Origin of the sequence: uncultured Pontibacter sp. (assembly GCF_947502515.1) — a bacterium.
Classification (GTDB): domain Bacteria; phylum Bacteroidota; class Bacteroidia; order Cytophagales; family Hymenobacteraceae; genus Pontibacter.
Genome location: NZ_CANNAI010000004.1, coordinates 319664 through 334740, shown reverse-complemented (window position 1 = coordinate 334740; position 15077 = coordinate 319664). Strand labels below are relative to the sequence as shown.

The 15077-nt window shown below is 46.3% G+C and carries 8 protein-coding genes and 1 riboswitch; of the genes, 4 read left to right on the top strand and 4 right to left on the bottom strand.

Annotated elements, in window-relative coordinates; translation table 11 throughout:
- The first annotated feature begins 239 nt into the window (after positions 1 to 239).
- From Q1A54_RS12650 to lysA, 4 genes are all read left to right on the top strand, one after another.
- Positions 240 to 5792: a cadherin domain-containing protein gene (locus Q1A54_RS12650; RefSeq protein WP_299988614.1), complete on the top strand. Its 5553-nt coding sequence runs from the start codon at positions 240 to 242 to the stop codon at positions 5790 to 5792.
- Positions 5793 to 5876: 84 nt separating this feature from the next.
- Positions 5877 to 7076, top strand: a complete 1200-nt coding sequence (locus Q1A54_RS12645; RefSeq protein ID WP_299988611.1) for a beta-ketoacyl synthase N-terminal-like domain-containing protein — start codon at positions 5877 to 5879, stop codon at positions 7074 to 7076.
- Between the two features lie 282 nt (positions 7077 to 7358).
- The gene (locus Q1A54_RS12640; protein ID WP_299988608.1) at positions 7359 to 8690 is read left to right on the top strand and encodes an aspartate kinase; all 1332 of its coding nucleotides are present in this window, start codon (positions 7359 to 7361) and stop codon (positions 8688 to 8690) included.
- Positions 8683 to 9828 carry a diaminopimelate decarboxylase gene (lysA, locus tag Q1A54_RS12635; protein WP_299988606.1) on the top strand — a complete coding sequence of 382 codons (1146 nt, stop codon included), beginning with the start codon at positions 8683 to 8685 and terminating at the stop codon, positions 9826 to 9828. Before Q1A54_RS12640 ends, lysA begins: the two co-directional genes overlap by 8 nt.
- Positions 9829 to 9923: 95 nt before the next feature.
- On the opposite strand, the gene Q1A54_RS12630 is transcribed toward lysA, so the two are convergent.
- The 4 genes from Q1A54_RS12630 to Q1A54_RS12615 form a co-directional block, all read right to left on the bottom strand.
- Complete coding sequence (locus Q1A54_RS12630; protein ID WP_299988603.1) at positions 9924 to 10475, bottom strand: hypothetical protein; 552 nt, start codon at positions 10473 to 10475, stop codon at positions 9924 to 9926.
- Positions 10476 to 10889: 414 nt separating this feature from the next.
- Positions 10890 to 12143: a homoserine dehydrogenase gene (locus Q1A54_RS12625; RefSeq protein ID WP_299988600.1), complete on the bottom strand. Its 1254-nt coding sequence runs from the start codon at positions 12141 to 12143 to the stop codon at positions 10890 to 10892.
- Positions 12124 to 13182, bottom strand: a complete 1059-nt coding sequence (gene metX, locus Q1A54_RS12620; RefSeq protein WP_299988597.1) for a homoserine O-acetyltransferase — start codon at positions 13180 to 13182, stop codon at positions 12124 to 12126. The genes Q1A54_RS12625 and metX overlap by 20 nt, the downstream gene beginning before the upstream one ends.
- Positions 13182 to 14516, bottom strand: coding sequence for an O-acetylhomoserine aminocarboxypropyltransferase/cysteine synthase family protein (locus Q1A54_RS12615; protein WP_299988594.1), 1335 nt, complete (start codon positions 14514 to 14516; stop codon positions 13182 to 13184). Before Q1A54_RS12615 ends, metX begins: the two co-directional genes overlap by 1 nt.
- 289 nt (positions 14517 to 14805) lie before the next feature.
- Positions 14806 to 14908, bottom strand: a riboswitch (SAM riboswitch).
- Positions 14909 to 15077: the final 169 nt, after the last annotated feature.

The following is a 15077-nucleotide window of genomic DNA, read 5'->3' as shown; positions in this document are numbered from 1 at the left end:
CTCTCCCATAAATACTTTTCTAAATTAGTGCACAAAGCTTAAAACATAAAACTCTAATATTAAATGATATAGATGTATTAATTAGACTAATTGACGTATTACTTAGACGTTATTCTTTACTGGCATTATTGTTTCTGCTATAGGTTAAACATGTCCAATTATTATGTTCCTGCAACATCATTAATTAGGATTTAAACCTTGAGATTCGGTTCAATTAAAATAACCTTTGCCAGTTTAATATGATAGCAATTTTACCAAGCTCTTCAGCAACTCTTAAAAGCACTCTCGCGTCGACCACCTCGTTTTTTTTCAAAAACGTATTTACTAGGATTTGCTCCCGAATGCTAAGGGGGGGGGCTATCCAAGATGATGCTAAAAGGTTTTCAATTGTAGTATCGTTGGTATTAGGTTTAATAGTTTTTCCAACTGGGGCGGTTGAGGCGGCTCCAACTATAACTAATCAGCCAGAGAGCACATCTACATGTAGCGGTACATCTGTTCTGTTTGTTGTAAATGGCACAGCCTCCAGCACACCTACTTTTCAATGGCAAGTACAAAATGTGGGAAGCACAGCTTGGAACTCAACTGGTACTAATAGCAATACACTTAGCTTTACAGTAGGTAATGTTGATAATGGAAAAAAATATCGTGTTCGAATTTCAGACAATACTGGCACTTCAACATCGAATGTAGCAACATTAACGGTTAACCCTTTACCTACTCAGCCTTCGTCTGTAACAAATAATACTCGTTGTGGCACTGGCACAGTTAATTTGTCAGCCACTCCAGGGTCAAACGGCAATACAATTAGGTGGTACGAATCACAGAGCGGAGGTAATGCCATTTTTACAGGCACTAGCTTTACAACACCCTCACTTTCTGCAAACAGAACATATTATGTGACTACCTATAATAGCACAACTCTTTGCGAAAGCACTTCTAGAAGAGAAGTTACAGCCACCATCTATCCTAACAACCCAGCAGTTTACTCAACAAATAACGTTTATGCGAGAGGTGCATTATCTAGTGGAAGAGTAGTAGCCACAGCGACAGACCCAGATGGAGCTATAACAAGTGCAACTATCGTAAGCGGTGGTGTACTTCCAACTTCTTTAACATTAAATTCAACAGGCTCAATTACAGTAAATAGCACACCTACTGCGGGAACCTACACTAGAACTATTAGACTTACAGATGTAAATGGCTGTACTTCTGATGTACCTGTTACTATCGAAATTACAGAAGACCTTTATCAGGCAAGTGGTAATGCTTTCAAAACTGGCACCAACTGCTACCAACTTACAACAGCAACGGGCAATCAGCAAGGACAAGTATGGAGTGTAAATACTATCGATTTAAATAAATCTTTCGAGATCACTTTCAATGCATATTTCGGCACTAATGATGCTGGTGCCGATGGAATTGCGTTCGGCTTCCAGAGAGTAGCTACAAATCCTGTTTTTGCTTCTGGAACAATAGGTCAGGGCTTAGGTTTCCAAAATATAACACCTTCTTTTGGTGTAGAGTTTGACACATATCAAAATGGTTCTGAACCATCAGTTGATCACACAAACTTTTTCTGGAATGGCAGTGTAACAAACTCTTCAGCAGCAACAATAACCTCCACAGCCCCTGTGCAGATGCATAGCACCAAAACCAATGTAGAAGATGGGATTAATTATCCTGTTAAAATTATTTGGAACAGGGAAACCAATACCATGTCGGTTTATTTTGATGGTGTACTTCGCATTACCCGCCCAGGTGATGATATTGTATCAAGGATATTTAACGGGAATGGTAATGTGCATTTTGGCTATACCGCCAGTACAGGTGGCTCTGTTAATGTGCATTCCGTTTGTGAGATAAAAGTAAATGCTAACCCTGAAATCACGTCAAATGGGGGAGGTAGCACAGCAACAATATCAGTTGCAGAAAATACATCTGCAGTTACTACTGTTACTTCGACCGACTTAGAAAGCAACCTCCGCAGTTACAGCATTGTTGGTGGTGCAGATGCAGAAAAATTTAATATTAATGCAACTACAGGCGCTCTAATGTTTAGAACACCTCCTGATTTTGAAGCGCCCGGGTCTGCAGCAAATACTAATGCTTATTACGTAACGGTACGTGTTACTGACAACAGCTCCAGCACTAGTTTTGATGAACAGGATATTACAGTAAATGTTACAAATGTAAACGAGGCTCCAACCCAACCTGTAGATATCAACGCAGCTGCTAATACAGTGCCTGAAAATTCACCGAATGGGACACTCGTAGGCATTACAGCAAGAAGTACAGACCCTGATGCGGGAGCAACTATTTCCTACAGCCTCACTAACAACGCTGGTGGCAGGTTCGCAATTAACAATTCTACTGGCGTGGTAACAGTAGCTAACGGAGCATTACTGGACTTTGAAACTGCCACTTCGCATAGCATTACCGTACAGGCATCGGATGGCTCGCTTAGTTCTAGCCAATCTTTTACTATCGCAGTTACTAATGTAAATGAGGCCCCAGTAATCACCTCTAATGGTGGCGGTGCTACAGCTAGTATTAATGTACCTGAAAACACAACAGCAGTGACAATAGTAACAGCTACAGATGTAGATGCAAACACAACGCTAACTTATTCTATCTCTGGTGGGGCTGATGCAGCTAAATTTAATATAAACCCAACCACTCGCGCCCTAACGTTTATTACAGCACCAGATTTTGAAGCTCCGGGTTCGGCTGCAGGTACAAACATTTACACTGTTATTGTTCGAGCTGCAGATAATGGATCGCCCGCATTATTTTCTCAACAGACAATTACTGTAAATGTTACGAATGTAAATGAGGCTCCAACAGTTGCCAATGTAACAAACAATACTACTTTACTAAATACTGCTTCGAATGTAACATTAGCACCCTCCCTAAACGCTACTGATGATGGCGTAATATCTAATTTTCAGATTACTACTTTACCTGCAAACGGTACGCTAAGAGTTAATGGTGTAGTAGTTAATAATACCACACAGGAATTTAACTGGGCTGATAAGGACAAAATTACCTATACCCATAGTAATTTTGTTGCTGACGCATCATTTAGTTACCGGGTAAAAGATGCGGGCGGGTTATATAGTAATACTGCAACCTATACTATATCTATAAATGGTGTACCTATAGCAAAAAATATTACCTCACAAACTATCCTAAACACTGCAGGTTTAACACCAATAAATGTTACTTCAGGTGATTACCCAACTGATGACAATGACATTACAAATTCAAGTATAATTTTTACATCGGTACCTAATACAACCACACAAGGCACACTAAGAATAGGAAGTAATGCAGTTGTAGCAAATACACCATATCCTGCAATTTCATTTGCAGGAGGCGTTTCCTTTACGCCTGTACTTTCAAACCTGAATGATGTTGTCTTTAATTACAAAGTAAGAGACAGCGAAGGAGCAGAAAGCAATTCGGCCACTATTACCATTCCTATCAATGGGGAGCCGATTGCAAACAATGTTACTTCTGCAGCTATACCTAACAAACCTGTTGCATCACCTATTTCACCGTTATCAGCATCAGATGCAGACGGAACTATTAAAAATTACAAAATAGTTACTTTACCTGAGTCAGGCAAAGGCGTTTTATATGTGAATGGAGTTGCGGCAACAGAAGGACAGGTAATAACGCCAGCACAAGCCTCCCAACTTAGCTTCAGGCCATCTATTACCTACGAAGAAAATATCACCTTCACTTTTACTGCGATAGATAATGAGGATGCTGAAGATGCAACTCCTGCTACTTATACCATACCTGTAAAACTTGATGTGGATATACAACTAACCAACACCATACTAACAGCAGGACCTTACTACCAGGGGCAAAATATAACTATCAGAGTTACGGCAACTAACATTGGTACATCACCACTTTATAATGGTGCTCTAGTACAGGATTTATTGCCAACTGGTCTGACATATATTAGCAACACTTCACTGAATGGTCAATATAATCCTAGTGATGATACTTGGGCTCCGAACAATGGAGTAATAGCTGAAGGTGCTTCTTATACATTCGACATAACAGCTAGACTTAATGCTGTAGGTACTATCACACATACGACAAACATTATTTCACCTAACTATACCGATTTTAACTTAAGCAATAACGCTACAACCTATAGTTTAAGCGTAGGAGCAAATCAAGCACCTGTAGCCAGCAACGTGATTACAAACCCAATCACTAATGCCAATGTAGCACAAGCTATCATGCCGCTTGACGCAACAGATGATGGCACCATAGCCAATTATACCATTGTTACTTTGCCCGGAAACTGGCTGGGCGTTTTATATGTGAATGGTGCTGCGGTAACAGAGGGACAGGTAATAACGCCGGCGCAGGCGGGACAGCTAAGCTTCAGGCCTTCTATCAACTATGAAGCAAGCGCAACTTTCACTTTCACAGCAACTGACAATGTGGGAGTTTCAGACGCTACTCCTGCTACTTATACCATTCCAATAAGAGGATTTGTAGATTTAGAATTGACGCATACAGTAATGACGGAAGGGCCATACGCCAAAGACCAGAATGTGTCTATACGTTTTACTATTACTAATCGAGGTTCGATAGGCATAAATGGTGCAATTGAAGTGAGGGATGTTTTGCCTGCCGGTTTAACTTTTGTAAGTAGTTCAGTTGGTCAAAGTCCTTCGGCTAACTATTACAATGCAGCACAGGATATTTGGGTAGCAAGCCGAGATTATATGGGAGTTAATGGTACTTCGACTTTTACTATTATTGCAACCATCAACTCAGATGCAGCTTTTGGACACACTACTACTGTTCATGCCCCGAATGGTATTGTCGATTCCAACACTGCAAACAACAACACTACCTATGCATTTAGCAATGGCCCTATTGTAGAAGCAGTAGAAATAGAATTAGATCCAGACATACCAACTGCTCAGGATTTAACCCCTTTAAAGGCAGTGATTACTGGAGGGTCAGTAGCAACTTATACTATTCTGACATTACCAGACGCAGCATCAGGAACGCTATATGTAAGGGGCATTGCGGCTACACCTGGTCAGTTTATAACACCTGAGGAGGCTGGACTTTTAAGCTTTGTTCTTAAATCTGGATTTAGCAGGAACCTATCCACATTCAGCTACACTGCTACCGATAACTTCGGTAAAACGGCTACAAAATCAGCTAACTATTCTCTTTACTTTACCCCTATTAACCCCCTACCTGTAGAACTCATCTCCTTCAAAGCCACAGCCCAGAACAACCAAGTGACACTTAACTGGAGCACGGCTTCTGAAACTGACAACGACCGTTTTGAGATAGAACGCAGCCAGGACGGACGCAAATTCACGAAAATAGGCACAGTAAAGGGCAAGGGCACCAGCAGCCTGACCAATCATTATACCTTTAAGGATAGCAACCCAAGCAGTGGCACCAATTACTATCGACTTCGCCAGGTAGACTTTGATGGGGCGTTTGAGTATAGCAAGACAGTGGCCGCTAATATCAAAACAATCTCAGCTTCAGTAAAAACCTACCCAAACCCATTTCATGATTATGTTCGGGTGGAGTTAGCTACTGAAGAGATAGGCCAAGCACAAGTGATGATAATGGATGTACAGGGACGCGTGATCTTAGAACGCAAGATCATCATCGAAGGGAGATTCACAGAACTTGAGCTACCGACTCAGGACTTAGCAACAGGCGTCTACTTCCTTAAAATAAAAGGCGCTAACATGGACACAACGACTAAGCTGGTCAAACAAAGGTAATTGCTGGAATTAAGCAAATTATTAGATCGTGGTGGCAGGTTTTAAGCTTGTCACCACGATCTTTGTTTATACCTTTGTACCCTATTGGAAAGAGCTAAAGAACATGTTGTCATCAGGGGCTACGGCGCTATCTCACCGTTAGGATATGATATACGGTCCACCTCTCAGTCTTACGTGAATGGCAAGCCTGTTTTCACGTATGTCCAGCATGGAGGCAGACCGACGCCTGTCGCTACACTTTCAGCAGGGGCTGAATCTCAACTGCAACAACTTGTCTTACAAAACCCAAATTACCATCAACTGGACAGGTCTGTTCTATTGGCTATTTTTGCTGCTAGGCAGGCAGTAATACAAGCTGGCTGGACTTATAATCAGAGCGAATCTCGGGAAGATTTGGCCGTAAATGTGGGCTCCTCACGTGGAGCGACAGGCCTGACGGAACAGCATTTTGAAGCCTACCAACAGGGTACGCTTTCTCCTACGGCTTCCCCAACCACTACCTTAGGTAATTTGTCGAGTTGGGTAGCACATGCTGTTCAGGCTGGTGGTGCTCAAATCAGTCACTCTATTACCTGCAGCACAGCCCTAATGGCGATAGCTAATGGGGTAGCCTGGCTACGGGCAGGTATGGCCCAGCGTTTTCTGGCGGGAGGTACTGAAGCACCTCTTACCAATTTTACCATTGCACAAATGAAAGCAATCGGTATTTATTCTACCTTATGGGATCAACCTTTCCCTTGTCAACCTTATGGTACTTCGGGTCAAAATACTTTTATGCTCGGCGAAGGTGCAGCTGTGCTTGCCCTCGAAAAAGTGCCTTCTGCTCAACTTGAGAAAGGCAGTGTGATCATTGAAGCTGTAGGCTTCGGATTTGAACAGATAAAAAGTAAAACGGGAATTTCAGCAGAAGGCCTTAACTTTCAGCAGGCCATGCGGCAAGCAATTTCTCAGTTACCTTTACATGATCAATCCGTTGATGTCATCATAACTCATTCCCCTGGCACCAGAGCAGGTGATAAAGCTGAATTGTCTGCTATTCAAGCTTTGTTTCAAGACAATATACCATCTATCACCACCAATAAGCATCTATTAGGCCATACACTAGGCTCTTCTGGAGCTCTTAGTGTACAGTACGCCTTGCATTTGTTTGAGCAGCAGTCAATCGTATATCCAGGCTATAGCTCTATACTGCAAAAGTGCCCACCTCACACCATCAATCGTATTCTGGTGAATGCTGCAGGGTTTGGTGGAAATGCTGCCAGTTTAGTGCTCTCCATGATTTAGAAAAAGCTAAAGTCTGACACGTGAACTGGCTACACAGGTTTAGCCGAACCCATTAAGCGATTTGATCAAAGTAGTGGGCGAAGGCATGGAGTCGACAACCCCTATCATGAAAAACTAAACTTCAAGTATATCTTAAAGAAAAAGGCAGCCATAAATGGCTGCCTTTTTCTTTTTTAGCTGTCTAACATACATCTGCACCGAATTTACTAAATTTACAGCCAGAATTTGTTCATCCTATACCTGACCAGCTTCTGACTATACCCTTTATTTCAAACTGATTAGATGAAAGTTTTAAAGTTCGGCGGCACCTCTGTGGGGTCGGCTGAAAGAATGAAAGCGGTGGCGGATCTCATCCATGATGGATCGCCAAAGATTGTAGTGCTCTCGGCTATGTCGGGCACTACCAACCAGCTGGTACAGATTGCTGAGAAGCTCTACCAGAATGCCAACCAGGAAGCAAATGCGCTCATCGATGCGCTACACGATAAATATAAACAGGTAGTAGAAGAACTCTACACCACCAATGAAAAGAAAAAACAGGCGCTTGAGCTGATCGCCATTCACTTCGATCATATCCGCTCTTTCACACTCGACCTCTTCACCATTTACGAAGAGCGTGCCGTGCTGGCACAAGGCGAATTGCTGTCAACGGCTTTGTTCCAGTTCTTCCTTGAGGAGCAGGGCATAGCTTCGGTACTGTTACCGGCCCTTAACTTCATGAAGATCGACGAGAACGAGGAGCCAGACAATGCTTATATCAGCAAGAATCTGAAACTGGAGCTAGAGAAGTATCCGGATACGAAGCTGTTCATCACGCAGGGCTACATTTGCCGCAATGCATTCGGTGAGGTGGACAACCTGAAGCGTGGCGGTTCAGACTATTCGGCCTCCCTGATCGGTGCGGCGGCCGATGCCAGCGAAATCCAGATCTGGACGGATATTGACGGTATGCATAACAACGACCCGCGTGTCGTGAAAAACACGTTCCCAATCGCGGAGCTGTCTTTTGACGAGGCGGCAGAACTTGCCTATTTCGGAGCCAAGATCCTGCACCCGTCCAGCGTACTGCCAGCCAAGCAGAAGAACATTCCGGTGCGACTGCTCAACACCATGCAGCCACAGGCACATGGCACCACCATCTCAGCCCAGACCGGAAAGGGTGGTATTAAGGCGGTAGCAGCGAAAGACGGTATCACGGCGATCAAGATCAAGTCAGGGCGCATGCTCCTGGCCTATGGTTTCCTGCGCAGCGTGTTCGAGGTGTTCGAGCGATATAAAACCCCGATCGACATGATCACAACTTCCGAGGTGGCTGTTTCGCTGACCATTGATAACCCGAAGTTCCTGGCTGAGATCACGCGTGAGCTTCAGGAATACGGACAAGTAGAGGTTGACCAGGACCAGACTATCATCTGCATTGTGGGAGATTTTATTGCCGATCGCAGCGGCTCCGGCTTGAAGATTTTCGAATCGCTACGTGACATTCCGCTGCGCATGATCTCTTATGGCGGAAGCAAAAACAACATTAGCTTACTCATCAACACAACCGATAAAGAAAGGTCTCTCATCCTGCTGAATGAGGGCATCTTTGAAAGGAACAACAGCAATGCTTAATTTATCTGTGCAGGAGTTGCAGCAGCACGCCACTCCTTTTTATGTATACGACCTCAACCTGTTGCGCCAAACCCTGCAGCAGGCCAGCCAGGAGGCGGCTAAATATAACTTTCAGGTGCACTATGCCATGAAGGCTAATACTAACAGCCCGATCCTGAACGAGATGCGTGCAGTAGGCTTTGGAGCTGACTGCGTGAGCGGAAACGAGGTGAAATGTGCCATTGAAAATGGCTTTTCGGCTGATCATGTGGTGTTCGCTGGTGTGGGCAAGTCCGATGCAGAGATCAACTACGCCCTGGATCAAAACATTTTCTGCTTCAACTGTGAGTCGAGCCACGAGCTGATCGTTCTGAACGAACTGGCGGAGGCAAAAGGCAAAACGGCCCGTGTAGCGCTACGCATTAACCCGAATGTGAATGCCAATACGCACAAGTATATCACCACAGGGCTAGAAGAAAACAAGTTCGGTATCAATGCTTGGGAACTGCCTGATGTGCTGACGCTGCTAAAGTCACTTCCTAACCTGTCGCTGATCGGCCTGCACTTCCACATAGGCTCTCAGATAACAGACTTATCTGCTTTCAGAAACCTGTGTACCCGTGTAAACGAATTCCAGGACTGGTTCGAATCTCAGCAGGTGCAGCTGGAGCACATTAACGTAGGCGGTGGTCTTGGCGTGGACTACTATAGTCCGGACGAGCAGCCTATACCTGATTTTGAGGCTTACTTCTCGCTATTCAATCAGTTTTTGGAAGTGCGTCCGAACCAGCAGGTGCACTTTGAACTGGGACGCGCACTCGTAGCCCAGAGCGGCACGCTTATCTCCAAAGTACTGTACATCAAGAAAGGTGTGTCGACTAACTTTGCCATTCTGGATGCCGGGATGACAGAGCTTATACGTCCGGCACTTTACCAGTCGTACCACAAAATAGAGAATTTGACTAGCAAAGGCCCTGAGGAGAAGTATGACGTCGTAGGCCCGATCTGTGAATCGTCTGATTGCTTTGGCAAGGCCGTAGTGCTGCCAGAAACCAATCGCGGTGACTTGATTGCGATACGCACAGCGGGCGCTTATGGCGAGGTGATGGCTTCGGCTTACAACCTGCGCGACAAAGCAGCTGCCGTATACCTTAGCTAGTTTTTGCATCACCTCTGATAAAACGAAAGCCCCGGTTTCAGTCAAGGAACCGGGGCTTTCTCACTCTTAACCCAAAACCATCACAATCAAAAACTTTACATGTTGACCGAAACCACAAAGTCTGGTTCAGCATGCTTTATGAGCGGCTGCTTATGAAAGAAGTTAGCCATCTCGAGCGCATTGCCCCGTGAATTTTTATCGGCTCGCAATACAAAAGTATCAGCGTTCAGCTCAGTTACTAATTCAGTGCGGGTCGCTGCAGTCAGGCGTCTGATCACCTGCTCAGCTGGCTGTCGGCCACTTTCCACACTTACAATAAATTCATTCGATACACCCAATAGCTGACCACCGGCGGACTCAAAATAAGGAGCCGCGTATGCTACTGCCGGATCCTTTGAAACCTCGGATATCGCTCCTTCTACCTGCTGGCAGCTGAGTCCTGCCGCTAACTTGGCAGGGTATAAACGAGCGGAGTTTGTATGGATCGGCTGCCCCAACTCTTGTATAAAAGCATACTGCCCAGCTGCAGTTGTAGCCTCTTCGTGGCTGAGTTCCTGGCTAAATGACAGGAGTATCATGCCGTTGTATACTGTTCCCAGCGACTTTTCTGCATCGTTATAATAATAGGTATGTGCGATACAGGGCATACCACCGCCAGCTTGTAGCGGATTTAGCAAACCGGGGTCAAATCGGACATTCCGGATCGGTGAAACATTGTCGTTTCTACAGGATGAAAATATAATTATCAGAAGTAGAGTGCTTATCCAAGGTATATAGGTTTTCATTGCCGTCGGGTATTATGTATCGTCCATAAATATTCATTGTACGATAGTAAAACCATAAACAGATGAAAATGATAGCGTTATTTGCATAAATATTTTAAAATGTTATTATAAAGGCCTTAACCTGATTTATCACAATATACTTATACAATTAATGTGCAATTCAAAATTGCTATTATTAAAATTTTTTAATTGAATTTTTCTTATAATTCATCCTCGGAATAATTTCCACTTTCTACACTTATTCACACCTGGAGTCTGAGGCTATACCTGCACATATTATGCAGGTATAGCCTCCGTTCGCGCAAGCAGCTCTGGTATTTTATCAAGTGCTACACCTGCCGGGATAACCGCCACAAATACACCTTGCAACTTAAAGGAGGTCTGGTGCAGCTTAAGTTGCTGCGGCGTCACCGAAAGAACAACCTGGCTTTTGTCCGGAGACTGATAGTACAGGGTCGACTGAAGCAATTCTATGCACGTTGCAATAGACCTCCCCTGTCCCTGGAGCAGGACTGTGATCTGCTCGTCTCCGGAGGCCGTTGTTGTCTGGCTGGTGCAAAGCTTCGGATAGGTATAGCGATATCCCCGTACTGCCGAAGTAATATCAGCCCACACAGCCGAGCCGGTCGGGTGACTTCCAGCGCCTCGCCCTCGTAGAAATTGCTTGCCCGCGAACTGAGCCTCTATTTCAAGCCCATTGAATTCTGCTTCCACACCATACAGAGCATCTGTCGTGGGTATAAGCGTGGGTAGCACCTGAAGCGCGACTTGCCCAGTAGCAGTAGCTTTTAAAGACCCGATCAGCTTGATACGGCAATCCAAGGCATCAGCCAGCTCTACGATTTCAGTGTTTATGTGCTGGATACCAAAATGCAGCACCTCCTCCGGATGCACCAGTACCCCATAGGCATGCGCTGCCAGAATGCAGAGCTTATGCAACGCATCCACCCCCTCTACATCCAGGGAAGAATCCGCCTCAGCGAAACCTAAGGCCTGAGCCTGCTCCAAAGCCAATTGGTAGCTTCCCCGCTCAGCGTGCAGTTTACTCAGTATATAATTGGAGGACCCGTTGAGTATACCTCGTACCTCCACCAACGGTTCTGATCCATAGTAGGCTTCAAGTGTGCGCAACACAGGTATACTGCCGCAAACAGAGGCTTCGTATAGCAGTACACTCCCATGCCGCTGCTGAAGGCTTATCAACTCCGGCAGGTTTTCGGAAATTACTTTTTTGTTGGCAGAGACTACTGTTCGGCCCTGCTGCAGGGCTTGTCTGAGGATACCGAGTGCCTCCTCTGGATCGCTGATCAGTTCGGCGATAATGTCTAGGCTCGGATCTTGCAGCACCTCCTGCACATTATAAGTAAAGGCAGAGGCGGGTAAGGTGCGCGGCTTGTCTTTGTCTTTCACGCAGATACTTCCGATCTCCCAGCCCAGGTGCCGGTTGGCTTCCACCACATCATATAGGCCCTGCCCTACGCAGCCGAAGCCAATCAGCCCGATGCGTTTCTTAAACTTCTGTATTTTCATAGTGTCTGTGCTTTACTTTTTCTATTTCATAAAATGCCCGGATAGCCTGCGTGAGTTGTGCCGTTTCTACCAGAAAGCCATCGTGCCCGTAACCGGAGCGGAGCTGGGTGAAACGGGAACCCGGCACCAGCCGGTGAAGTTGCTGCTGCTCCTCTATCGGGAAAAGCAGATCCGTGTCTACTCCGACAAAGAGGGTCTTAGCCCGAAGCCGCTCTAGCGCCTTTTCAACTCCTCCCCTGTCCCGACCAATGTTATGTGAGTCCATAGCCTTGGAAAGCAACCAGTAGGTGTAGGCATTGAAGCGCTGTGCCAGTTTCTCGCCCTGGTATACCTGGTAAGAGGCTGCCCGGAAATCGTCGGTGATGCTGTTACCCGGCTCCTGCTGGCTCGCTTCGTAGCAGGTATAGTGCCTGTAGGAAAGCATGGCGATGGCGCGGGCCGTTTTAAGACCTGCTATACCTGCCTCGCTTGTGCTGGTCTGCCAGGTTGGGTCCTGCCGGATGGCCATGCGTTGGCTCTCGTTAAAGGCGATACCCCAGGCCGAATGCCGCGCATTGGATGCCACCTGGATCAGATTCCTGAAAACCTCCGGCTGCAAAATAGCCCACTCCAGCGCCTGCTGACCGCCCAGTGAGCCACCCAGCAGCGTATGCACCTGGGCTATACCTAAGTCCTGCCGCAGCAGATCGAAGGCACGCACAATATCCCGGTTGGTCAGTTGCGGGAAGCTGTGGTAGAAGGGTTGGAGCGTCTGCGGATTAACTGCAAGTGGTCCCGTGGATCCATAGCAGCCACCCAGGGTGTTCGCACAAACCACAAACCAGTCCGCCGGGTCGTATAGTTTTCCCTCGCCAAATAATTCGCTCCACCAGTCGGTGAAGTCCGAGCTGCCCGTGAGGGCGTGGCATACCCACACCACATTGCTTTGGTCTTGATTGAGTTGTCCATAGGTTGTATAGGCCAGTTGGAAGCCAGGGAGCGATGTCCCCGACTCCAGTTGAAATTGTTTCTGGTAATGAAATACTAATTGTTCAGACATTATGATTCGTTCAATACAGGTTCTTCGTGGTGCTGCCGTACTTTGGCAAAAGCCTGTTCCAGGTCAGCTTTGATATCGTCAAGGTGCTCTATACCTGCAGACAGGCGCAGCAAGGTAGGTGTCACACCGGCACTCTGCTGCTCCTTTTCCGACAACTGCTGGTGAGTAGTAGAGGCCGGGTGGATGATCAGCGATTTCGCGTCGCCTACATTGGCCAGGTGACTCACCAGTTGCAGACTATTCACAAAGACTTCCGCCTGTTTCTTGTCGCCTTTCAGGTTGAAGGACAGTACGCCACCAAAGCCTCGCTTCAGGTATTTCTTGGCCTGGTTGTGGTACTTGCTGGAAGGCAGTCCCGGGTAGTTCACACTTTCTACCTGCTCGTGCTGCTCCAGCCACTCGGCCAGCGCCTGCGCGTTTTGCACCGTGCGGTCCACACGCAGCGAGAGAGTTTCCAGCCCCTGCAGTAGCAGGAAGGAATTGAAAGGACTAAGCGCCGGACCGAAGTCACGCAGCCCCTCTACCCTTGCCCTGATGGAAAATGCGATATTGCCGAAAGGCCCGTCTGTGCCGAACACCTCCCAGAAGTTGAGGCCGTGATATCCCTCCGAAGGCTCAGAGAACTGCGGAAACTTGCCATTGCCCCAGTTGAAGTTTCCGCCATCCACGATCACCCCGCCAATGCTGGTACCGTGTCCGCCGATCCACTTGGTGGCTGACTCCACTACGACGTTGGCACCGTGCTCAATTGGCCTGAACAGGTAACCACCGGCCCCAAACGTATTGTCCACTACCAGCGGGATGTCATGTTTTTTGGCAATGGCCGCTATCGCGTCAAAGTCAGGTATGTTGAAGCGCGGATTACCAATGGATTCGGTGTAGATGGCTTTCGTGTTTTCATCGATTAGCTGTGCATAGCTCTCCGGGTCGTCGCTTTCAGCAAAGCGCACCTCTATCCCCAACCGCTTAAAGGCTACCTTGAATTGGTTGTAAGTACCGCCATAAAGGAAACAGGTGGAAACAAAATTGTCGCCCGCCTGCAGGATGTTGTTGAGCGCAATGAACTGAGCCGCCTGCCCGGAGGCAACGGCTACCGCCGCAACTCCGCCTTCCAAAGCGGCAATGCGTTTCTCAAAGACATCGGTAGTGGGGTTCATGATGCGGGTATAGATATTACCAAACTCCTTCAGTGCAAACAGGTTGGCACCATGCTCGGCGTCCTTGAAAACATAGGAAGAAGTCTGGTAGATTGGCACAGCGCGGGAACGTGTGGTTGGATCGATTTCCTGGCCGGCGTGTAACTGTAGTGTTTCGAAATGAAGTGAATTAGACATAGTCGTTTTGTTTAGAATTTTGAAAAGTATAGAATAGATTAGCTTGTTCTATGACAAGATGAAAGAGGAGGCTACAGGCGTATGCTCACAGGCTATACCTGTGGCGAGACATTATTGCAGCAAAAAAAATTGGGGATTGGTCGCGCTAGCAACAGCAGCAGCACATGCACATGGAATTACACATGACAGCAGCATGTGCAAAGGCATGACAAGCTTGTGGCAGTTGGGCTGCCGTAGTTGATCGTAAAAAAAGCGGTGTTGGTTTTGTTCCCTTTTCCATAACGTTATCAATTTATATGCTTCCGAACATCCGGAATCAGGAATTAGCACCTTGCCTGAGGCTGGTTGCTAGCGCTTCACAGAGCCTGTCTCTCCACGCTTCTTTATAAATCGATACCCACAAAGGGATATCAGACTTGATGATGCAAAGCTAGAGCAGCATTTCAAATAATCCAAATTTTTATTTCACAATATTTCAGATTCATCTAAAAATCAATTTCACAAGCCTGCAAATCAAGGCCTTATACACCTTATAACAGAACCCTATTTTACCTGCAGATT

What these genes read in the sequence shown, in the direction of transcription:
- Q1A54_RS12650 (WP_299988614.1), top strand. Translation starts at nt 240, where the DNA reads ATGATAGCAATTTTACCAAGCTCTTCAGCAACTCTTAAAAGCACTCTC.
- Q1A54_RS12640 (WP_299988608.1), top strand. Translation starts at nt 7,359, where the DNA reads ATGAAAGTTTTAAAGTTCGGCGGCACCTCTGTGGGGTCGGCTGAAAGA.
- lysA (WP_299988606.1), top strand. Translation starts at nt 8,683, where the DNA reads ATGCTTAATTTATCTGTGCAGGAGTTGCAGCAGCACGCCACTCCTTTT.
- Q1A54_RS12630 (WP_299988603.1), bottom strand. Translation starts at nt 10,475, where the DNA reads ATGCCCTGTATCGCACATACCTATTATTATAACGATGCAGAAAAGTCG.
- Q1A54_RS12625 (WP_299988600.1), bottom strand. Translation starts at nt 12,143, where the DNA reads ATGAAAATACAGAAGTTTAAGAAACGCATCGGGCTGATTGGCTTCGGC.
- metX (WP_299988597.1), bottom strand. Translation starts at nt 13,182, where the DNA reads ATGTCTGAACAATTAGTATTTCATTACCAGAAACAATTTCAACTGGAG.
- Q1A54_RS12615 (WP_299988594.1), bottom strand. Translation starts at nt 14,516, where the DNA reads ATGTCTAATTCACTTCATTTCGAAACACTACAGTTACACGCCGGCCAG.